At 66.7% G+C, this 20,368-nt stretch carries 16 protein-coding genes; 7 read left to right on the top strand and 9 right to left on the bottom strand.

Annotation, left to right across the window (positions count from 1 at the left end):
* Positions 1–74: 74 nt before the first annotated feature.
* The 7 genes from ACU0B3_RS00835 to ACU0B3_RS00805 all read right to left on the bottom strand — a co-directional run bounded on the left by ACU0B3_RS00835 (position 75) and on the right by ACU0B3_RS00805 (position 7,504).
* Entirely contained in the window at positions 75–1,589 is a 1,515-nt protein-coding gene (locus ACU0B3_RS00835; protein ID WP_446258907.1) for an ABC transporter ATP-binding protein, read from the bottom strand.
* The gene (gene xdhC / locus ACU0B3_RS00830) at positions 1,586–2,338 is read right to left on the bottom strand and encodes a xanthine dehydrogenase accessory protein XdhC (protein WP_446258906.1); all 753 of its coding nucleotides are present in this window, start codon (positions 2,336–2,338) and stop codon (positions 1,586–1,588) included. The genes ACU0B3_RS00835 and xdhC overlap by 4 nt, the downstream gene beginning before the upstream one ends.
* Positions 2,335–4,668: a xanthine dehydrogenase molybdopterin binding subunit gene (gene xdhB / locus ACU0B3_RS00825; protein WP_446258905.1), complete on the bottom strand. Its 2,334-nt coding sequence runs from the start codon at positions 4,666–4,668 to the stop codon at positions 2,335–2,337. Before xdhB ends, xdhC begins: the two co-directional genes overlap by 4 nt.
* Positions 4,665–6,065 carry a xanthine dehydrogenase small subunit gene (gene xdhA / locus ACU0B3_RS00820; protein ID WP_446258904.1) on the bottom strand — a complete coding sequence of 467 codons (1,401 nt, stop codon included), beginning with the start codon at positions 6,063–6,065 and terminating at the stop codon, positions 4,665–4,667. The genes xdhB and xdhA overlap by 4 nt, the downstream gene beginning before the upstream one ends.
* Before the next feature lie 178 nt (positions 6,066–6,243).
* Positions 6,244–6,693, bottom strand: coding sequence for an SRPBCC domain-containing protein (locus ACU0B3_RS00815; RefSeq protein WP_446258903.1), 450 nt, complete (start codon positions 6,691–6,693; stop codon positions 6,244–6,246).
* On the bottom strand, positions 6,690–7,178 hold the full coding sequence (locus tag ACU0B3_RS00810) for an SRPBCC domain-containing protein (RefSeq protein WP_446258902.1): 489 nt from the start codon (positions 7,176–7,178) through the stop codon (positions 6,690–6,692). The genes ACU0B3_RS00815 and ACU0B3_RS00810 overlap by 4 nt, the downstream gene beginning before the upstream one ends.
* Positions 7,175–7,504, bottom strand: coding sequence for an ArsR/SmtB family transcription factor (locus tag ACU0B3_RS00805; RefSeq protein ID WP_446258901.1), 330 nt, complete (start codon positions 7,502–7,504; stop codon positions 7,175–7,177). The genes ACU0B3_RS00810 and ACU0B3_RS00805 overlap by 4 nt, the downstream gene beginning before the upstream one ends.
* Positions 7,505–7,655: 151 nt before the next feature.
* Between ACU0B3_RS00805 and dnaE the strand changes: the two genes are divergently transcribed.
* Together dnaE and ACU0B3_RS00795 are read left to right on the top strand one after the other, a co-directional pair.
* Positions 7,656–11,183 (top strand): DNA polymerase III subunit alpha, encoded by a 3,528-nt coding sequence (dnaE, locus tag ACU0B3_RS00800; RefSeq protein ID WP_446258900.1) that lies wholly within the window; start codon positions 7,656–7,658, stop codon positions 11,181–11,183.
* Positions 11,184–11,452: 269 nt separating this feature from the next.
* Entirely contained in the window at positions 11,453–12,514 is a 1,062-nt protein-coding gene (locus tag ACU0B3_RS00795) for a hypothetical protein (RefSeq protein WP_446258899.1), read from the top strand.
* 19 nt (positions 12,515–12,533) lie between these two features.
* Here ACU0B3_RS00795 and ACU0B3_RS00790 read toward each other — a convergent pair whose 3' ends face one another.
* Positions 12,534–12,737, bottom strand: a complete 204-nt coding sequence (locus tag ACU0B3_RS00790; protein ID WP_446258898.1) for a SlyX family protein — start codon at positions 12,735–12,737, stop codon at positions 12,534–12,536.
* A 117-nt stretch (positions 12,738–12,854) separates the two neighbouring features.
* Between ACU0B3_RS00790 and hisS the strand changes: the two genes are divergently transcribed.
* Genes hisS through hisG form a run of 3 tightly spaced genes read left to right on the top strand, consistent with a single transcriptional unit; the run spans position 12,855 to position 16,121 of the window.
* The gene (gene hisS, locus ACU0B3_RS00785) at positions 12,855–14,342 is read left to right on the top strand and encodes a histidine--tRNA ligase (protein ID WP_446258897.1); all 1,488 of its coding nucleotides are present in this window, start codon (positions 12,855–12,857) and stop codon (positions 14,340–14,342) included.
* Positions 14,335–15,426 (top strand): ATP phosphoribosyltransferase regulatory subunit, encoded by a 1,092-nt coding sequence (locus tag ACU0B3_RS00780; protein ID WP_446258896.1) that lies wholly within the window; start codon positions 14,335–14,337, stop codon positions 15,424–15,426. The genes hisS and ACU0B3_RS00780 overlap by 8 nt, the downstream gene beginning before the upstream one ends.
* On the top strand, positions 15,423–16,121 hold the full coding sequence (gene hisG / locus ACU0B3_RS00775) for an ATP phosphoribosyltransferase (RefSeq protein ID WP_446258895.1): 699 nt from the start codon (positions 15,423–15,425) through the stop codon (positions 16,119–16,121). Before ACU0B3_RS00780 ends, hisG begins: the two co-directional genes overlap by 4 nt.
* Before the next feature lie 20 nt (positions 16,122–16,141).
* Here the strand turns inward: hisG and ACU0B3_RS00770 are convergent, their stop codons facing one another.
* Positions 16,142–16,576 (bottom strand): DUF1489 family protein, encoded by a 435-nt coding sequence (locus tag ACU0B3_RS00770; RefSeq protein WP_446258894.1) that lies wholly within the window; start codon positions 16,574–16,576, stop codon positions 16,142–16,144.
* Positions 16,577–16,710: 134 nt separating this feature from the next.
* Here ACU0B3_RS00770 and ACU0B3_RS00765 point away from each other — a divergent pair, with 134 nt between their 5' ends.
* Entirely contained in the window at positions 16,711–19,209 is a 2,499-nt protein-coding gene (locus ACU0B3_RS00765; protein WP_446258893.1) for an adenosylcobalamin-dependent ribonucleoside-diphosphate reductase, read from the top strand.
* A 4-nt stretch (positions 19,210–19,213) separates the two neighbouring features.
* Positions 19,214–20,239, top strand: coding sequence for an NAD(P)-dependent oxidoreductase (locus ACU0B3_RS00760; RefSeq protein ID WP_446258892.1), 1,026 nt, complete (start codon positions 19,214–19,216; stop codon positions 20,237–20,239).
* Positions 20,240–20,368 lie beyond the last annotated feature (129 nt).

Here is a 20,368-nt window from a genome sequence, read left to right as displayed (position 1 = left end):
CGGCTCGGTTCGGGTCGCTTTTCAAGCGCCAGCTTCACGCTTCATCTTCCCAAATAAACTCACATCCCGACCGCTTACACATGCGCCACCTCCATGTCGTGCGCACCGCCCAGCATCAGGCCGATCTCGTCCAGCGTCAGCCCCGCCGCGGGACGCAAGGCGCTCAGCCGCCCGCCGTTGAGCGCGCCAAACCGGTGCGAGATCTCCATCAGCTCGTCGAGGTCTTGGCTGATCACGATCACACCCGCGCCGCCCGTCGCGAGATCGATCAGCGCCTGCCGGATGGCGGCGGCAGCCGCGGCATCGACACCCCAGGTTGGCTGGTTGACCACCAGAACGCGCGGACGCTGCAGCACCTCGCGCCCGATCACGAATTTCTGCAGGTTCCCGCCCGAAAGCGACCGCGCCGCGCTTGCCGGGCCGGGCGTGCGGACATCGAACGCTTCGATCACCCGCTCGGCAAAGCCCCGGGCCTTGCCCCAGTTCAGAAACCCGCGGCTTTCGAACCCTTCCCGCGCCGCACCCGTCAGCGCCGCATTTTCCGTCAGGCTCATGTTCGGCGCCGCCGCATGACCCAGTCGCTCTTCGGGCGCGGCCAAAAGCCCCTTCGCCCGCCGCGCCGTCGGTCCCAGCCGCCCGATCGGCTGCCCGTCCAGCACCACGGCGCCCGCCTGCGAGACGCGCTCGCCCGAGAGCGCGGCGAGCAGCTCGTCCTGCCCGTTGCCCGCAACCCCGCCGATCCCGATGATCTCGCCCGCCCGCAGCTCCAGCGACACGTCCCGCAAGGGCGTGCCGAATTGCGAGGCCGGCGGCAGCGACAGCTGGTCGAGTGTCAGCAGTACAGCGCCATCCCCCGCCTCACGCGCTTCAGGCGTCTTGAACGAGGCGCCGACCATCATCTCCGCCATCTCGCGCGCGGTGGACCGGTGCGGGATGCACTGCCCCACGACCTTCCCGTGCCGCAGGATCGTCGCCGTGTCGCAGAGCGCCCGGATCTCCTCGAGCTTGTGCGAAATATAGAGGATCGACCGCCCGTCCGTCCTCAGCGCGCGCAACGTCTCGAAAAGGATGTCCACCTCCTGCGGCGTCAGCACCGAGGTCGGCTCGTCCATGATCAAAAGCTTGGGGTCCTGCAAAAGGCACCGGATGATCTCCACCCTCTGCCGCTCCCCAGCCGACAGATCGCCCACGGTAGCAAAAGGCGACAGAGGCAAACCGTAGCGGGTCGAGACCTCCTCGATCCGGCGCGCGAGGTCCTTCAAAGGCCCCGCATCCTCCATCCCCAGCGCGACGTTTTCCGCCACGCTCAGCGCGTCGAAGAGCGAAAAATGCTGGAACACCATGGCGATGCCTGCCGCCCGCGCCGCCCTCGGCTCCTCGGGGGAGAAACTCTGCCCCTCAAGGACCATCTTGCCGGCATCGGGGTTCACCAGCCCGTAGATCATCTTGACCAGCGTCGACTTGCCCGCGCCGTTCTCGCCCAAAAGCGCGTGGATCTCCGCCTGTCCGATGTCGAAGCTGACGGCGTCGTTGGCGACCACCCCGGGGTAGGCTTTCGTCAGTCCGTCGAGCGACATCAATGCGGTCATGCGGCGCGTCCTTTCGCCGCCAATGCGTGCACGACGCCGCGCGCAATGTCCATCGGCGCCTTGCCAAGGCTCCGGTCCCCGATCGGGCAGGTGATCGGCGCGGGGTCCAGTCCCATGTCCCGCAGCCGCCGGAAGAACCGCGCGCGCTTGGTGGTCGACCCGATCAGCCCGATGTCCTCCGCGCCGCGGCGCAGCAGCGCCGCACAGAGCGCCAGGTCGATGTCATGCGCGTAGGTAAAGATCAGATGCCGCGCGGCCCGCGGCGCCCGCGCCGCAAGCTGTGCCATGTCCCGCGCCGGGACCACCGTGATCCGCTCCGGCATGTCTTCGGGAAACCGGTCGAGCGCGCTGTCGACCCAGGTGATCCGATAGGCGTCCACCGGCATCAGATGCACCACCGCCCGTCCCACGTGACCCGCGCCCCAGACCCAGAGCTCTGGCGCGGCAGCGCGCGCCTCGCCCGGCAGCGGGGGCGGCAGCTCGGCGTCCACCTCTTGCGGTGTCCGCGTAAATCCGAGCGTCACCGCCCCGCCGCAGCACTGGCCAAGGCCCGGGCCGAGCGGAAACGTCCGGCTTTGCTCTGCTGTGCCGTTCGCGATCATCTCGCGCGCCAGTTCGATCGCGCGCAGCTCGAGCGCGCCGCCGCCGATGGTCCCCTGGATCCCCTCCGCCGTGACCTGCATCGCCGTGCCCGCGTCCCTTGGGGCAGAGCCGCGCACGGCCTCCACGACGACCCAGACCGCGCTCATCCGCGCGCTCTTTTCACGGCGGCCAGCACCTCTTCGGGCGTCGCGGGCGCGTTCAAGGCAGGGTAGTTCGGACCGCAGGCCGCACAGGCATCCGAAAGCGCAAAGAAGTTCGACATTCCCAGCATGAACGGCGGCTCGCCCACCGCCTTGGACCGGTAGATGGTCTCCGCCCGGTTGGGCGCGTCCCAAAGCTCGACGTTGAACACATCGGGCCGGTCGGACATGGCCGGGATCTTGTAGGTTGCCGGGGCATGCGTCTTGAGCGCACCTGTGTCGTCCCAGACCAGCTCCTCCATCGTGAGCCAGCCCGCGCCTTGCACGTAGCCACCCTCGATCTGGCCGATGTCGAGCGCCGGGTTCAGCGACGCGCCGCAATCGTGCAGGATATCGGTGCGCAGGATGCGGTTCTCGCCCGTGAGCGTGTCGATCACGACTTCGGTCACCGCCGCGCCATAGGCGAAGTAGAAGAAGGGCCGCCCTTCGCCCTTGATCCGGTCCCACTTGATTTCGGGCGTCTTGTAGTAACCAGTGGCGGAGAGGGAGACGCGCGCCTCGTAGGTCTTTGCCGCGGCCTCGGGGAATGTCATGGCCTGGGTGCCTGCCGTAACCTCGCCATCCTGGAAACGGACGCTTTCGGGCGCATCCGGCGCGATGACCGAGGCGATGCGGTCGCGCAGTGTGACGCAGGCGTTGCGCACCGCCATGCCGTTGAGGTCGGAGCCGGAAGACGCGGCCGTGGCGGAGGTGTTGGGCACTTTCGCCGTATCGGTGGCCGTGATGCGCACGGCGGTGAGCGGGATGCCAAGCTCTTGGGCTGCGACCTGCGCGACCTTTTGGAAGAGGCCCTGACCCATCTCCGTGCCGCCGTGGTTTAGGTGCACAGAACCATCGGCGTAGATGTGCACCAACGCGCCGGCTTGATTGAGATGGGTGAGGGTGAAGGAAATGCCGAACTTCACCGGCGTAAGTGCGATCCCGCGTTTGAGGAGTTTGTTCTGCGCGTTCCATGCCTTGATCGCCGCTTGTCGCTCGGCGAAGCCAGCGCGCCGCGCGAGGTCGGGGACCAGCTCGTGCAAGACGAAGTCTTCGACGGTTTGGCCGTAAGGTGTGACGTTGGCCGGTGCAGGGTCTGCTAATTTGGGCGAGTGCTCCGCCGAGAAGCGTTTGCCTGTGCCAGGGCCTGTGATCTTGGAGCTATAAAAGTTGCGTTGTCGCACCTCAAGCGGGTCAAGCGACAGGTGATGCGCGATTTCGTCCATCACACGCTCGATCCCCATCATCCCTTGAGGGCCGCCAAACCCGCGGAAGGCCGTGGCGCTTTGTGTGTGCGTCTTGAGCCGGTGGGAGGTGATCCGCACGTTGGGCAGGAAATACGCGTTGTCGGCGTGCAGCATGGCGCGGTCGGCGACGGGCAAGGACAGGTCCTGCGCCCAGCCGCAGCGCACCAGATGCTCGAAGGTGATCGCCCCGATGCGCCCGTCGACATCGAAGCCCACATCGTAGCGGATTTTCACATCGTGGCGTTTGCCGGTGATGATCATGTCATCGTCGCGGTCGTAGCGCATCTTGCAAGGCTTGCCGGTGTGGCGCGCGGCGATGGCGCAGGCGACGGCGAGGGCGTTGCCCTGGCTTTCCTTCCCGCCGAAGCCGCCGCCCATGCGGCGCGTCTCGACCCGCACCGCGTGCATCGGCGCGCCGATGGCGTCGGCGACCTTGTGCTGGATCTCTGTGGGGTGCTGGGTCGAGGAGAGGACGTGCATGTCGCCGTTTTCCTGCGGCAGTGCGGCGGCGGCTTGCCCCTCGAGATAGAAGTGTTCCTGACCCCCGATGTCGATATGACCCTGAATCCTGTGCTCAGCGTCTTGCAGCGCGCGATCCGGCGTGCCGCGGGCGTAGACGCGCGGGCCGTCCTCGAACCGGCTGTCTGCGGCCAGCGCGTCTTCGACGCTCAGGAGTGCCGGCTTTTCGGCATAGGAGATGTCGGCTTTCTGTGCTGCGCGTCTCGCCAACAGGTGCGTTTCGGCAATCACGAGGAAGATCGGCTGGCCGATGTAGTGGACGGTGCCAGTCGCCAGCAGCGGTTCGTCGTGGATCGAAGGCGAGACATCGTTGGCGAAGGGCAGGTCGTCCGCCGTCAGGACGGCGACAACACCTGGCGCGGCTTTCACGGCTGCGAGGTCCTGCGCGGTGATCTCGCCGTGCGCGATGGTCGACAGGCCGAACGCGAGGTGCAGCGTGTTGACGGGCAGCGGCTGGTCGTCGACGTAGCGCGCGGCGCCGGTCACATGCAGCGCGCCGCTGTCGTGGGGCAGGGGGAGGCCGGCGCTCATGGGGTGACCTCGGTGATGCTTGTGACATCTCCGGCAAGGTCGGCGTGGTAGCGGATCAGCATGTTGGCGGCGGTCTCGAGCCGGTAGGCGGCGGAGGCGCGCATGTCGGACATCGGGGTGAAGTCTTTGGCAAAGAGCGGGAGCGCTGCTGCAATTGTCTCGGGCGTGAAGGGGGCGCCGGTCAGGACGGCCTCGACCTCGGCCGCGCGTTGGGGCGTGCCGGCCATGCCGCCGAAGGCGATGCGTGCGCTTTGAACGACGCCCCCCGCGACGTCGAGGTTGAAGCATCCGCAGACCGCAGAGATGTCCTGATCGCGGCGTTTAGAGAGTTTGTAGCAGCGCAGATTGGGAGCGGCACTGGGCAGGGTCACTGCCTCCACGAACTCGCCGGGCGCGCGGTCCTGTTTGCCGTAGGCGAGGAAGAAGTCCTCGAGCGGCAATTCGCGGCGCGTGTCGGCGTGCCGCAAGTGCAGCGTGGCGCCGAGCGCGATGAGCCCGGGCGGGCTGTCGCCGATGGGCGAGCCGTTGGCGATGTTGCCTCCCAAAGTGGCGGCGCAGCGGACTTGTGTCGAGCCGTAGCGGCGGAGCATGTCGGCGAAGCTTGGATGCGCGTCCTTGAGCCGCTGCATGACGGCTTCGATCGTGGCCATCGCCCCGATGTGGAAAGTGCCGTCTCGTTCGGTGATGTCCTTGAGGTCCGCACACCCTGCGAGGAAGATCGGCGTGGGCAGGTCGCGCATCTGTTTGGTGACCCAGAGGCCGACGTCCGTGGCGCCGGCGATCAGCGTGGCGTCCGGGTTCCGGGTGTAGAGCGCGGCGAGCTCATCCGAGCTGGACGGCATGTGGAACCGTCCGAGGGGGCTGTCTGCCCCCTCGGGCTCCCCCGAAGGTATTTCGTAACCAGAGAACTTGGGGGACCCGAGCCAGTCTGGCACAGGCGTGTTCTGGAGGTCGGTGGCAGCGCGGGCGATGGGGGCGTAGCCGGTGCAGCGGCAGAGGTTGCCGGCGAGCGTCGTGTCGTGGTCGGTGTCGCCGTTGAGCTGGGCCGCGGCCATGGAGACGACAAAGCCCGGTGTGCAGAACCCGCATTGGCTGCCGTGGTGGCGGACCATGGCGTCCTGTGCGGGGTGGAGCGTGCCGTCCGGCGCGGTGAGCCCTTCGACCGTCGTGACCGACAGGCCCTGCAGTTGCGGCAGGAAGAGGATGCAGGCGTTGAGCGCCTTGGCGCCGTCCGGGCCGCGCACCATCACCGTGCATGCGCCGCAATCGCCTTCGTTGCAGCCTTCCTTGGTGCCGGTCAGGCCGCGGCGTTCGCGCAGCCAGTCGAGGAGGGTTTCGGTCGGGTTCGGTTCGCGGAGGGTGACGGTCTCTCCGTTCAGAAGAAACGAGATGTCCATGGGGTCGGACCTGCCGCCTTACTCTGAAAGGTTGTCCCACTGTCCTCGTCGATGCGGCGTAGAGGAGGACGGGCCTGCTGGCGCGATCAAACAGGCCCGGTTCGCGATTGGCAAGGGGACAACCGGTCTCAGCGTGGGGATGGCGTGCAGATGCCGGCGCTCTGAGCAGGGCGCCCTCTCAGGCGGAGGCGAGGCGCACGAGCCGGTCGAAGCCGGAGTTCCACCCTTCTTCGTGTTCGGAGATGGGCGCGTCTTCGGTGAAGGACGTGATGGCGACGGTGACCGACAGGTCGGTGCCCTTGGCGGTTTCGGTCAGGCGGTACGTGGCGAGCGAGACGCTGGCGATCTCGCCACCGAAGTGCAGCGTTTCGGTGTAGCAGGCCGACGTGCCGGGCATCAGTTTGTACCAGCGTGTGTCGACGAGGAACATCGGGTCTTCCTTCGGGCCGCAGCGGTGGCGTTCGGCGCCGCCCTCGCGCAGGTCGGACGCCTCCACCGTGAGCACGTGGTCGTCGCTTGGAGCGCCCCAGTTCTCCCGCGCCTTGGCGTCTGTAAGCAGGTGCCAGAGGCGGCTGGGCGGGACGGGCATGCTGCGGGTGAGGTCGAATGTGCCGGTGGTGATGGTCATGGTGTGGTCTCCTGGTTGGCGGCGAGCGTGGCGAGTTGGTCGGCGGCGGCGCCCCAGCCGGATTGGAAGCCCATGGCGTCGTGGGCTGCGGCGGAGGCGGCGTCGTGGTGGAGTGCGCGGACGGTGTAGCGGGTGCCGTTTTGGGCGCTAGGCTCGAGCGTGATGTCGGCGGTGAACTGGAACTGGCCTTCCTCTGGGGGCGCGGCGGGGACAAAGCCCGGCCCGAGAGCGGAGGTCCAGACGAGGCGCGTTTGCGCATCGGCGACGAGGACGCAGCCCGGGCCGCCGTCCATCTCTCCCATCTCGGGGACGTGCATGATGGCGTGGAAGATGCCGCCCGGTACAGCGTCGATCTCGCAATGGGTGACGGAGACCGGCGCGGGGGCAAACCACTGTGCGACAAGCGCGGGGTCGGTCAGGCAGCGCCAGACAGTGCCGGGGCTGGCTGCGATCTCGCGCGTCAGGGTCAGGGTTGTGGCGCTCATTGGGGGTCTCCTTCGAGGGATGTTGCGAGTTTTTCGAGTCGGTCGAGGCGGCGTTCCCAGAGGGTACGTTGGCGCGACAGCCAGTCCTCGGCCTGGGCGAGGGGGGCGGCCTCGATATGCACGGTGCGGACGCGTCCGACCTTTTCGGAGCGCACGAGGCCGGCGCCCTCGAGCACCTTGAGATGTTTGAGGAAGGTCGGCAGCGCCATGTCGTGCGGCGCGTGGAGGAGGCTGACCGGCGCAGGCCCTTCGGTCAGGCGCTCGATCACGGCGCGGCGCGTGGGGTCCGACATGGCGGCGAAGAAGTTGTCGAGATTGTTATCCATTTGGCTAACTAATGGCGCGACGCGATTCGGCGCAAGCAAAAAGTTAGCCGATGGGGTAAGTTTTATCCCATGCCAAGTTACCCACAGCTTTTGCGTGGGCCGGACGCTGCTGCCGCTTCACTCCCCCAGGGAGGGCGCCTATCCTCGCGCTATGACCGATCCCAAGTTCATCCACCTTCGCGTCCATTCCGAATACTCGCTCCTCGAGGGGGCGGTGCGGGTGAAGAAGCTCCCGGGCCTCGCGGCGGGCATGGACATGCCAGCGGTGGCGCTGACGGACACGGGCAACCTTTTTGCAGCGCTTGAGTTCTCGGTCGGCTGCCAGGGGGCAGGGGTGCAGCCGATCGTCGGCTGTCAGGTCGATCTGGCCTTCGAGAAGGCCAAGCTCGGCGACAAGCCGCGCCCGCCGGCGCCAGTGGTACTGCTGGCACAAAACGAGGCCGGGTACCTGAGCCTGATGAAGCTCAACTCCCACCTTTACCTGCGCAAGGACCGGAGCCTGCCGCATGTCACGAGAGACGAGCTCGCCGCGCATAGCGAAGGGCTGATCTGCCTGACAGGAGGGCCGGATGGGCCGGTGGGGCGGCTCTTGCAGAACGGGCAACGCCCGGCGGCAGAAGACCTCATGCGTTGGCTCGGGGCGCTCTTCGAGGGCCGTCTCTACGTCGAGCTGCAACGCCATCCGGGCGAGGACGGCACCCCGCCCGAGGCCGAACGCCTGACCGAGCGCGGCTTGGTCGAGATGGCTTATGCAATGGACCTGCCGTTGGTGGCGACGAACGATGTCTACTTTCCCAATGCGGACATGTACGAGGCGCATGACGCGCTCATCTGCATTGCCGAGGGCGCTTACGTAGACCAGCAGGAGCCGCGCCGACGCCTGACGCCGCAGCACTACCTCAAGTCGCCGCAGGAGATGGCGGTCCTCTTTGCCGACCTGCCCGAAGCGCTGGAAAACACGGTGGAGATCGCCCGCCGCTGCGCCTTTGCCGCGTACCGCCGGGACCCGATCCTGCCGAAGTTTGCCGATGACGAGGTCGACGAGCTGCGCCGCCAGTCCGTCGCGGGTCTCAAGGACCGGCTTGCCGTGATCCCCCATGCCGCGCCGGTCGAGGAGTACGAAAAGCGCCTCGAGTTCGAGCTGGGGATCATCGAGGGGATGGGGTTCCCCGGGTACTTCCTCATCGTGGCGGACTTCATCAAGTGGGCCAAGGAGCGGGACATTCCCGTGGGTCCCGGGCGCGGCTCCGGGGCGGGCTCGCTCGTGGCCTATGCGCTGACGATCACCGACCTCGACCCGCTGCGGTATTCGCTGCTCTTCGAGCGGTTCCTGAACCCCGAGCGGATCTCGATGCCGGATTTCGACATCGACTTTTGCATGGACCGCCGGGAGGAAGTCATCACCTACGTGCAGGAGAAGTACGGTCACGACAAGGTCGCGCAGATCATCACGTTTGGCGCTTTGCTGTCCAAGGCGGCGGTGCGCGACGTGGGCCGGGTCCTGCAGATGCCTTACGGCCAGGTGGATCGCCTAAGTAAGATGATCCCCGTGGAGGGCGTGAAACCTGTCAGCATCGAAAAGGCGCTGAAGGACGAGCCGCGCCTCGCCGAGGAGGCCAAGAACGAGGAGGTGGTGAACCGCCTGCTGACTTACGGTCAGCAAGTCGAAGGGCTCCTCAGGAACGCCTCCACCCACGCTGCCGGGGTGGTGATCGCAGACCGCCCGACTGACGAGCTGGTGCCTCTCTACCGCGACCCACGGTCCGACATGCCCGCAACCCAGTTCAACATGAAATGGGTGGAGCAGGCGGGACTGGTGAAGTTCGACTTTCTCGGCCTCAAAACGCTCACGGTGATCCAGAACGCGGTGGACCTGATCCTCAAATCCGGGCGCCCTCTGCACGTCGCCGCCGATGGCACGCAGCTCTACGAGCCGGAACCCGGCACCGTGAACGAGATCAACGCGATCCCGCTCGATGACGCCAAATCCTACGCGCTTTATGCCGCCGCCCGGACCGTCGCCGTGTTCCAGGTGGAAAGCTCGGGCATGATGGACGCCCTGAAGCGGATGAAGCCCGACTGTATCGAGGACATCATCGCCCTCGTCGCGCTCTATCGTCCCGGCCCGATGGAGAACATTCCCAAGTTCTGCGAGGTCAAGAACGGGCTCTCCGAGCGCGAGCGCCTGCACCCGCTGATCGACCACATCCTCGACGAGACACAAGGCATCATCGTCTACCAAGAACAGGTGATGCAGATCGCGCAGGAGATGGCCGGCTACTCGCTTGGCGGGGCCGACATGCTGCGCCGCGCGATGGGCAAGAAGATCCAGGAGGCGATGGACGCCGAGCGCCCCAAGTTCCTCGAAGGGGCGGCGGGCAACGGCGTCGACAAGGACAAGGCGCTCGAGGTCTGGCACCTCCTCGACAAGTTCGCCAACTACGGCTTCAACAAGTCCCACGCCGCCGCCTATGCCGTGGTCAGCTACCAGACCGCCTGGCTCAAGGCGAACCACCCGGTCGAGTTTATGGCCGGCGTCATGAACTGCGATCTGCACCTGACGGATAAGCTGGGCGTCTACTTTGAAGAGGTCCGCAAGGGTCTCGACCTGCCCTGGGCGCCACCTTGCGTGAACCGGTCAGAGGCGACTTTCGACGTCAAGGAGGGTACACTCCACTACGCGCTGGGCGCTTTGAAGAACGTGGGTGTTGAGGCCATGCGGCTGATCACCGAGGCGCGGCGCGGCGAGACGGACCCGCAAGGGGGCGGCGAGCGGGCCTTTACCACGCTCTTCGATTTTGCCCGCCGGGTGGACCTCAAACGCGTCGGCAAACGCCCGCTCGAGATGCTGGCCCGCGCTGGCGCCTTCGACACGCTCGATCCGAACCGCAACCGCGTCTTTGAGTCGCTCGATGCGCTCGTCGCCTACTCTTCGGCCATCCACGAGCAGAAAGCCTCGAACCAGGTCTCCCTCTTTGGGGAGGCGGGCGACGACCTGCCCGAGCCGCGCCTGTCGCCCGTGGCGGACTGGCTCCCCGCCGAACGGCTGGGGGAGGAATTCAAGGCCGTCGGCTTCTACCTCACCGGCCACCCGCTCGACGATTACATGGGCCCGCTCAAGCGCCGCCAGGTGCTGACCCTCGACGAGATCACCGAGCGCACGCGGCAAGGCGCCATCGTGGCCAAGATCGCGGGCGTCGTCGCGGGCCGGCAGGAGCGCAAGTCCGCCCGCGGCAACCGCTTTGCTTTCGCCCAGCTCTCGGACCCAACCGGCGCCTACGAAGTCACGCTCTTTTCCGACACGCTCGAGACTGCGCGGGAGCATCTGGAGACTGGCTCCAAGGTCGTCGTGCAGGTCGAGGCCACGATGGAGGCCGACCAGCTCAAGCTCCTCGGCCGCTCCGTCGCCCCCATCGACACCGTCGCGGGCGCGAGCGACGGCGGCGGGCTCAAGGTGTTCGTCGAAGACGCCGCAGCCGTCCCGATCGTCGCCCGCATCCTCGAAGACGCCGCGCAGGCCGCGCGGCAAGCAGGGCGGGGTCCGGTGGTACTCTGCTTGCTCGATCCCTCGCTGCCCGGCGAGGTGGAGGTCGATCTGGGCGACAGCTTCGCCGTGAACCCGCAGATCAAGGGCGCCGTAAAGAGCCTTCCGGGCGTCGTCACGGTCGAGGATATCTAAAGCACGCGACCTTAAACCTGATACTTTGTAAACGGACGAGCACGCGTCGTCCCGAGGGGTGGCGCAATCGCGCCGCCCCATGGGGCGGGACGGCGCGGCCTGACAGTGCCTGTCAGGCGGGTGCTTTGATCTGAGCGCGTGTGTCTCAAGTTAAGGCTCGCCTGCTCTAGGCGGCCGCCCGCCGCCAGGCGCGCGCACTCTGGACCTCGTCCCGAAACATCCTGTAACACCGCGTGATGCGCTGATACATATGCCAGGAGGAGGCAGAGATGCGGCACAGACCTGGCAAATGGACGCTCTGCTGCGCCGCGCTGGCGCTGACGGTGGCCTGCGGCGATCCGCTCCGCGATGTGCAGCGGTTCGAGGATGTTGATGTGCAGGCCGAGCAAGCCGCCGCCCCCGCCGTCGAAGCGCAGGCCGAGCGCACCCGCGCCCCGGGCCTCTTTGGCCTGCTCCGCGGACGCGGCGCACCTGCCGAAGCGGCTCCTACCTCTCCCGCCGCAGATCCAGAAGTCGACGCCGTTGTCGCCTCCGTCGCTGGGAATGACGCCGCGCAAGAGGCCACCGAAGCGCCGGAAACCGACGAAGCTCCGACTGAGATCGCCTCTGCCGCAGCAGCCCCGGACGTCGCAATGGCCCCTGCAGCTGCGCCGCGGCAGGGCCTTTTCTCGCGCCTCTTGCGCGGTGGCTCCGCCCCGCGCCCCAAGGCTGTCCCGGACACCGCCGTTCCGATCCCCGTCGCCTCCGCACAGGACCCCGAGCCGCAATTCGCCGCGCCGCAGGGCGGCCTTGGCGGCCTCTTTGGCCCGCGCACCGCGCGCATCGATCCGGGCGCCGTCGACGGCCGTTTGGTGGAATACGGAACCCCCGTAAGTTTCGGCGAGATCGTGCGTGTGTGCGATGTCACCAAACGCCAGATGGGCAAGGAACTCGCGCGCTACCCGCAGCGCCGTCCCGTCTACCGCCTCTACGATTCCAAACCGTCCCAGACCGGCCCGCGTCCGCACTACATCACCGGCTTTTCCGACAATTGCGCGCGCAAGTTCACCGCCTCGCTTGCCATGTTCGGCACGCCGCAGATGCACGAGCTGATCCGCTACGGCCAGCCCGACAAGGTGCAGCCCTACTCCGACACCGACACCGCCTATGAGCAGGTCAAGCGCCGCGTCTGCCGCGTGCGCGACCGTGTGCCCTGCGGCGGGCGCATGGACCAACTGGCAAAAGACACGGTCTTTATCTCGACCTACGAGCGGTTCGAAGGGTCCGAGCTCTGGGCCAACATCCTGCTGCACGGCGGTGAGGTCGTGGAAAAGGACAAGGTGCGCCGCTGAACTGCGGAGATCTGGCCCATCAGTAATGCGGCGGGCGCTCGTCGCCCAGCACCACCGCCGCACCGGCATCTGCCTCCCGCTGTGCCTCGCGCTCCATCAGCATCGCAACCTGCCGCGTCAGCCGCGCGATCTCCTGCGCCTGGCCTGCCACGACGTCCGACAGCTCCTCGGACTGGCGTTCGAGGTGCGCGATCTGTTCTTGCAAGGCGGTGAGGTCTGGCATGCCGCACCTGTTGCCGTGCTGCGGCGCCAATGGCAAGCCTGCCTTGCCCGTCGCCTGCCATCCCGCTAGACGAGGCGCGCAGCCAAATGCGCGCCAAACCACGGAAGAACCACACCCATGGCCAAGGTCAAGAAAGCCCCGCGCCCCAAGGCGGAAACGCCCAAAGGGTTCCGCGACTACTTCGGCAGTGACGTGTCGGACCGGACCGAGATGCTGGCGCGGATCGCCGAGGTGTACCATCGCTACGGCTTCGACCCCCTTGAGACGAGCGGCGTCGAGACGGTCGAGGCGCTGGGCAAGTTCCTCCCCGACGTGGACCGCCCCAACGAGGGCGTCTTTGCCTGGGAGCTGGACGACAGTGGCTGGGTCGCGCTGCGCTATGACCTGACCGCGCCGCTCGCGCGCGTCTACGCCCAGCACCGCAACGATCTGCCCACGCCCTACCGCCGCTACGCGATGGGACCCGTCTGGCGCAACGAAAAGCCCGGCCCGGGCCGTTTCCGCCAGTTCTATCAATGTGATGCGGACACTGTGGGTGCGCCGTCCGTCGCCGCCGACGCCGAGATCTGCGCCATGCTGTCGGACACTCTCGAGGCCGTCGGCATCGCCCGCGGCGACTACATCGTGCGCGTCAACAACCGCAAAGTCCTCAACGGCGTGCTCGAGGTCGCCGGCCTTTCGGGAGACGACAAGGAGGCCGAACGCGGCATCGTCCTGCGCGCCATCGACAAACTCGACCGGCTTGGCCCCGAGGGTGTGCGCGCATTGCTTGGCGCTGGTCGCAAGGACGAAAGCGGCGACTTCACCAAGGGCGCAGGTTTGGATGACACGCAGGCGGACGTGGTCATGGGCTTCATGTCCGCAGGGCGCGAGACCGGCGCCGAAACCGTCGCCGCGCTCCGAGACTTGGCGCAAGGTTCGGACGTCGGTGAAAAAGGTGTCGAAGAGCTCGAAACCATCGCAGCGTTGCTCGACGCCCAAGGCTACGGCCCCGACCGCATCGTCATCGACCCGTCGGTCGTGCGCGGCCTCGGCTACTACACCGGCCCGGTCTACGAGGCGGAGCTGACCTTTGAAATCCAGGACGAGAAAGGCCGCCCGCGCCAGTTCGGCTCCGTCGCCGGGGGCGGGCGCTACGACGACCTCGTCAAGCGCTTCACCGGGCAGGAGGTGCCAGCCACCGGCGTCTCCATCGGCGTCGACCGCCTCCTTGCCGCGCTCCGGATGAAAGGGCAGACGAGCGAGGTCGCCGAAGGCCCCGTCGTCGTGACCGTCATGGACCGCGCGCGCATGGCCGACTACCAGGCGATGGTGGGCGAGCTGCGCCAGGCGGGCATCCGGGCGGAGGTCTACCTCGGCAACCCTAAGAACTTTGGCAACCAGCTCAAATACGCCGACAAGCGCGGCTCCCCGATCGCGGTGATCCAGGGCGCGGACGAGGCGGAGGCAGGCAAGGTGCAGCTCAAGGACTTGATCCAGGGCGCCCGCATCGCCGAGACCGCCACCCTCGAAGAGTGGAAGGATCGCCCCAGCCAGATCGAAGTGGCGCGCGCCGATCTTGTCGCAGAGGTACAGGCCATGCGCGCACGGCAGGCCGATGGCTGACACGCGGGACGCGGACGCGGCACTCAGGGCTGAGACGGAGCGCCTGCTCCGGGGCTTTCTCGACGCGGGCGCAGTCGAGGTTTCGGCGCCGATCCTGCTGCCTGCAGAGACCTTGCTCGACCTTTACGGCGAGGACATCCGGGGCCGGGCCTACGTCACGCAGGACGCGTCACGGGGCGAGCAGATGCTGCGCCCGGACTTCACCGTGCCGGTGGTCGAGCAGCATATGTCTGGCGGCGCCGAGCCCGCGCGCTACGCCTATGCCGGGCAGGTCTTTCGGCGTCAGGATCAGGACCCGTCGCGCGCGCATGAATATGTGCAGGTCGGCTACGAGCTTTTTGCGCGGGAGGCCCCGGAAGAGGCCGACGCCGAGGTCTTTGCCCTCTTTTACCGCCAGTTGGAGGGGCTCGGCCTCACGGCGATCACAGGCGACATCGGCATTCTCCCGGCGGCGGTCGCCGGGCTGGACACATCCCCCGCGCGGCGCGCGGCGCTCATGCGGCACGTCTGGCGACCACACAGGTTTCGCGCGCTGCTCGACCGGTTCGCCGGGCGGACGCCGGTGCCGGAGACCCGCCAAGCGCTGCTGTCGCAGGAGACCACCTCGACCGCTCCACACATCGGTCTTCGGTCTGCGCGGGAGATTCAGACGCGCATCGACGCCTTGCGGGCGGATGCTGCGTTGCCGCCGATCTCCCAGGGGGAAACCGACCTGCTCGATGCGCTTCTCGGGGTGCGCGGCTGCGCCGATGCCTCCCTTGCGCGCCTCGAGGACATCGCACGCGACCTTCCGACGATTGCCCCCGCCGTCGCGGGTTTGGGTCTGCGTCTGGCGGCACTCGACGCCCGCGGCATTGCGCCCGACACCCTCGACTTCGAGGCCAGCTATGGCCGCACTTCGATGGAGTATTACGGCGGCTTCGTCTTCGGCTTCCATGGCGCAGACCCCGGCCAGCCCCCCGTCGCCACCGGCGGGCGCTACGACGCCCTCACCGCGCGCCTCGGCGGCGGTCAGGCGATCCCGGCGGTCGGCGGCGTGCTGCGCCCGGACCTCCTCATGGCCCTCAGAGGAGCGCGCACATGATCAAGCTCGGCGTGCCGTCCAAGGGCCGGCTGATGGAGAAGACGTTTGACTGGTTCGCGGACCACGGCGTGGGCCTTTCCCGCTCGGGTTCGGACCGCGAATACGCGGGCGCAGTGGAGGGGATCGACGGAGTGGACCTTGTGCTCCTCTCGGCGGGTGAAATCCCGCGCGAGCTGGCGGCAGGACGGCTGCATCTGGGCGTGACCGGCACCGACCTCGTCCATGAACGCCTTCCGTTGCGGGCGACGCAAGTGACGGCGCTGGTCGAGCTTGGCTTTGGTCATGCCGATCTGATCCTGGCGGTCCCTGCCTGCTGGCACGACGTCGACACGCTCGACGATCTCGACGCGGTCGCCGCCGCCTTTCGCACCCAGCACGGCCACCGTCTGCGCATCGCGACAAAGTACCACCGGCTCGTGCGCGAATTCCTGACGCAGGCAGGCGTGGCCGACTACGCGTTGGTCGACAGCCAAGGCGCGACCGAGGGGACCGTTGCCAACCTCACCGCCGAGATGATCGCCGACATCACCTCCACCGGCGCGACACTTGAGGCCAACCACCTTAAAATTCTGTCCGACGGGATGGTGCTCCAAAGCCAGGCGACGCTTTGGCAAAGCCAGGTCGCGCACTACGGCGCGGGCGAGAGGTTCACCCTTCAAGAACTGACCGAAAAGCTGGGCCTGACCCAAACGTAGGATGGGTGATTTCACCCATCCTACCTGACGCCGATCTCCGCGAGTGCCGCTGACAAGGCAACCGGCAAGGCATCCTCCTCCGCGCGGTGGGGCGCGAGATCCGCAGGCGCATCCTCGTCCTTGAGATACCGCCACCCCTGAAAGGGGCGTTTAAGCGCCGTCTCCGTCCGCACCACCTTGGGGTCGATCAGCATCGCGCAGCGCCGGATCCCGTCCGCGCCAGTCACCTCCTCGAACCCGAGAAGACGCGTGCGCGCCTGCAAGACCCCCTTGATCACCCAGTAGATCGAGCCGCCGTCGAGCAACTCCGCCTCGCGCTTTGGCCACATGCGGGTGATATGACACGGCTGTCCCAGCCCATGCCGCGCGCGGCATTCGGGGCTGTTGAACCAGCGCTGCACGTCCGCCACGCTCTCCGAGCCGACGCTGAGCTTGATCAGATGCAACTTACCCACAGATTCCTCCACACGATGTGCTATATAGTGTATCCGTCCGAGGGTTGGCTGCAACCTGTGGTGTCAAAAGACCGCAGTGGAGCGCTCTGACCCCGTTTGATAGGCTCTACGCCTGCCGCCCGAAAGGATTCGCCATGACCGCGTTCGCTGCCCCCATCGCCGAGCAAATCTGGGACATGAAATACCGCCTCAAGGAGGCGGACGGCACCCCCGTCGACCAGTCCGTCGAGGACACGTGGCGGCGCATCGCCCGCGCGCTTGCCTCCGTCGAACAGGACGCGGACGCGTGGGAGGCGAAGTTCTACGACGCCCTCGAGGGCTTCAAGTACCTCCCCGCTGGCCGCATCACCGCAGGCGCCGGCACCGGGCGCAAGGTCACGCTCTTCAACTGCTTCGTCATGGGCACGATCCCCGACAACATGGGCGGCATCTTCGACGGCCTCAAGGAGGCGGCGCTCACCATGCAGCAGGGCGGGGGGATCGGCTACGACTTCTCCACCATCCGCCCCAAGGGCGCCGACGTCAAAGGCGTCGCGGCAGACGCCTCCGGCCCGCTCAGCTTTATGGATGTCTGGGATGCGATGTGCCGCACGATCATGTCAGCAGGCTCCCGCCGCGGCGCGATGATGGCGACGATGCGATGTGATCACCCGGACATTGAGGACTTCATCACCGCCAAGTCCGACGCCGCCCGCCTGCGCATGTTCAACGTCAGCGTGCTCGTCACCGACCCGTTCATGGAGGCGGTCAAGGCGGGCAGCTCCTGGGACCTCGTCTTTGACGGGAAAGTCTACAAGACCGTTGAGGCGCGCGACCTCTGGAACCAGATCATGCGCGCGACCTATGATTACGCCGAGCCGGGCGTGATCTTCATCGACCGCATCAACGCCGCCAACAATCTGCAATACGCCGAGACCATCGCGGCGACGAACCCCTGTGGCGAGCAGCCCTTGCCGCCCTACGGCGCGTGCCTCCTCGGCTCGATCAACCTCGCGCGGCTGGTCACCGATCCCTTCACCGACGCCGCCCGGCTGGATGCCAAAGCCCTCGCCGACCTCGTCGCCACCGCCGTGCGCATGATGGACAACACCGTCGACGCTTCCCGCTTCCCCCTGCTAGCCCAAGAAGCCGAAGCGCAAGCCAAGCGGCGCATCGGCCTCGGCGTGACCGGCCTTGCGGACGCGCTTTTGATGCTTGGCCTTCGCTACGGCTCCGACGACGCCGCGCAACAAACCGAAGACTGGCTGCACCAAATCGCGCGCGCCGCCTACCTCGCCTCCGTTGAGCTGGCCAAGGAAAAAGGCGCCTTCCCCCTCTTTGACGCGGAAAAATACCTCGCCTCCGGCACGATGCGCGCCATGGACGCCGACATACGCGCCGCCATCGCCGAGCATGGCATCCGCAACGCGCTCCTCACCTCCATCGCACCCACCGGCACGATCTCGCTCTACGCGGGCAACGTGTCGTCGGGGATCGAGCCCGTCTTTGCCTACGCCTACACCCGCAAGGTACTGCAAAAAGACGGCTCACGCACCGAAGAGGAAGTCGTCGACTACGCCGTCCAGATGTGGCGCGACCTCCACGGCGACGCGCTCCTGCCGGACCACTTCGTCAACGCGCAAACGCTGGCCCCGCAGGACCACGTCAAGATGCAGGCGGCGGCACAAAAGTGGGTGGATAGCTCGATCTCCAAGACGATCAACTGCCCCGAAGACATCTCTTTCGACGCCTTCCAGGACGTCTACATGGCCGCCTGGGACCAGGGCTGCAAAGGCTGCACGACGTACCGTCCGAACGCGGTGACGGGGTCTGTGCTGAGTGTGGCTGAGGAACCAAAAAAAGCTTTGTCACTTGGTGCGCGCCTAAGCGAGCTTTTGAAGGAAACGGGTGTCGGTGTGCGAGAACTCGCGGAGAAAAGCGGGGTGCACTTCACATCGATTTACGACATCGTCAACGGTACCAATCAAAAGCCTAGGATCGACACGATTGAGAAAATCGCAACGGCCCTTCAGATTGATCCATCCCAGCTTCTTCTGGCTAAAAATATCCATAATCCCGAAGTCGCCACCACGCAGCCAACGCCGCCGCAACAGCCCCACGGCGACGTCGTCTACATCTCCGAACCGCTCGACCGGCCGAACGAGCTCGAGGGGCAGACCTACAAGCTGAAATGGCCCGACAGCGAGCACGCCATATACATCACGATCAACGACATCGTGCAGGGCAGCCAGCGCCGGCCCTTCGAGGTCTTCATCAACTCCAAGAACATGGAGCATTTTGCCTGGACGGTCGCACTCACGCGAATGATCTCGGCGGTGTTCCGGCGCGGGGGCGACGTGACCTTCGTGGTCGAAGAGCTCAAGGCTGTGTTCGATCCGCGCGGTGGCGCCTGGGTGCAGGGCAAGTACATCCCCTCGATCCTTGCGGCAATCGGCGGCGTGATCGAGCGGCACATGATCGCCACCGGCTTCCTCGAGGGGGAGGGGATGGGCCTCAAGACCGACCCCCAAGCGCAGGTCGTGAACCTCGAGGGAGGCCGCGGCGCGGCGTGCCCGAACTGCGGCCAATACGCGATGGTCATGTCCGAAGGCTGCATGACCTGCACCGCCTGCGGTCACTCCAAATGCGGCTGACCCGGTGAAGCCCACTGTCATCCTCGACCCCGGCTTCCGCCGGATGGACGAGCTCTTTTCGCCTGATGCGCTTGCCGAGCTGCAAGCAACCTATCGGTTGGTCGGCGCAACCGATGCTGGCCTCTCCCGGTCGGAAATCGTAGACGCTCTGCCCGAAGCCTTCGCCTACATCGCGGCTCATCCCGAGCTGTCGGCCGAAGACCTTGCAAACGCCAAAAACCTCAAGGCCGTGATCGAAGTCTCCGGCAGCTTCCGCGACGCGGTCGATTACGACGCCTGCTTCGCGCGCGGTGTCGAGCCACTCTCCTGCGCTCCCGGCTTTCAGGATGCGGTTGCCGAAATGGTGCTTGGCCTGCTCATCGCCTCAGGGCGGGGCATCGTCGCCCAGCACGAAAAGATGCGCGCAGGTGGCGGAGACTGGGTGGACGATTGTGACGCCACGGACTTCACCCTGCGCGGCGCCAGGATCGGCTTTGTCGGCTACGGCGCCATCGCCCGCGCCACGGCCAAGCTCCTCGCGCCCTTCGGCTGCGAGATCATCGCGCATGACCCGTGGCTCAAGGAGGCAGACATCGCGCTCCTGCCGCTCCACGACCTCATCCGCGAAGCTCGCGCCGTCGTGATCGCCGCCTCTCCGACCGCCGAGAACAGGCACCTCGTGAACGCAGATGCCATCGCCCAGATGCCCAAGGGTGGCGTGCTCATCGCCATCAGCCGCGCGCATCTGATCGACCTCGAGGCCGCCCGGCAGGCCGCCGAAGCCGGCCACATCCGCTTTGCCACCGACGTCTTCGAGCCCGAGCCGATCCCCGCGGACCACCCTCTGCGCAGCACGCCGAACGTGATCCTCTCCCCGCACCGCGCCGCCGCTGTGCCGGGTGGGCGTCACCCCATCGGCGACATGATCCTGCACGACTTGAAGGCGCTTTCCGAAGGCCGTCCCAACCGCCGCCTGAAACGCGCCGAGCCGCACACGATCGCGGCTTTACTCGATGCGCCTGACGTTTTGGCTGGGCAGTCAAAGGGCTGAACGCCGAACAATAGTTTACAGAAGTGAGCCCCATCAAATTCAAACAGATGTGCACGCGCCGGCCCGCGGGGTGGCGCATCGCGCCGCCCCATGGGGGCGGGACGGCGCGGCCTGACGGTTCCCGTCACG

Source organism: Pseudaestuariivita sp. (genome assembly GCF_052825805.1).
Note: the sequence above shows the minus strand (reverse complement) of the source record. Positions and strands in the feature narration are given on the sequence as shown.

Excerpts from the sequence above, each read along its gene's own strand:
- ACU0B3_RS00835 (WP_446258907.1), bottom strand. The coding sequence starts at position 1,589 with ATGACCGCATTGATGTCGCTCGACGGACTGACGAAAGCCTACCCCGGG.
- xdhC (WP_446258906.1), bottom strand. The coding sequence starts at position 2,338 with ATGAGCGCGGTCTGGGTCGTCGTGGAGGCCGTGCGCGGCTCTGCCCCA.
- xdhB (WP_446258905.1), bottom strand. The coding sequence starts at position 4,668 with ATGAGCGCCGGCCTCCCCCTGCCCCACGACAGCGGCGCGCTGCATGTG.
- xdhA (WP_446258904.1), bottom strand. The coding sequence starts at position 6,065 with ATGGACATCTCGTTTCTTCTGAACGGAGAGACCGTCACCCTCCGCGAA.
- ACU0B3_RS00815 (WP_446258903.1), bottom strand. The coding sequence starts at position 6,693 with ATGACCATCACCACCGGCACATTCGACCTCACCCGCAGCATGCCCGTC.
- ACU0B3_RS00810 (WP_446258902.1), bottom strand. The coding sequence starts at position 7,178 with ATGAGCGCCACAACCCTGACCCTGACGCGCGAGATCGCAGCCAGCCCC.
- ACU0B3_RS00805 (WP_446258901.1), bottom strand. The coding sequence starts at position 7,504 with ATGGATAACAATCTCGACAACTTCTTCGCCGCCATGTCGGACCCCACG.
- dnaE (WP_446258900.1), top strand. The coding sequence starts at position 7,656 with ATGACCGATCCCAAGTTCATCCACCTTCGCGTCCATTCCGAATACTCG.
- ACU0B3_RS00795 (WP_446258899.1), top strand. The coding sequence starts at position 11,453 with ATGCGGCACAGACCTGGCAAATGGACGCTCTGCTGCGCCGCGCTGGCG.
- ACU0B3_RS00790 (WP_446258898.1), bottom strand. The coding sequence starts at position 12,737 with ATGCCAGACCTCACCGCCTTGCAAGAACAGATCGCGCACCTCGAACGC.
- hisS (WP_446258897.1), top strand. The coding sequence starts at position 12,855 with ATGGCCAAGGTCAAGAAAGCCCCGCGCCCCAAGGCGGAAACGCCCAAA.
- ACU0B3_RS00780 (WP_446258896.1), top strand. The coding sequence starts at position 14,335 with ATGGCTGACACGCGGGACGCGGACGCGGCACTCAGGGCTGAGACGGAG.
- hisG (WP_446258895.1), top strand. The coding sequence starts at position 15,423 with ATGATCAAGCTCGGCGTGCCGTCCAAGGGCCGGCTGATGGAGAAGACG.
- ACU0B3_RS00765 (WP_446258893.1), top strand. The coding sequence starts at position 16,711 with ATGACCGCGTTCGCTGCCCCCATCGCCGAGCAAATCTGGGACATGAAA.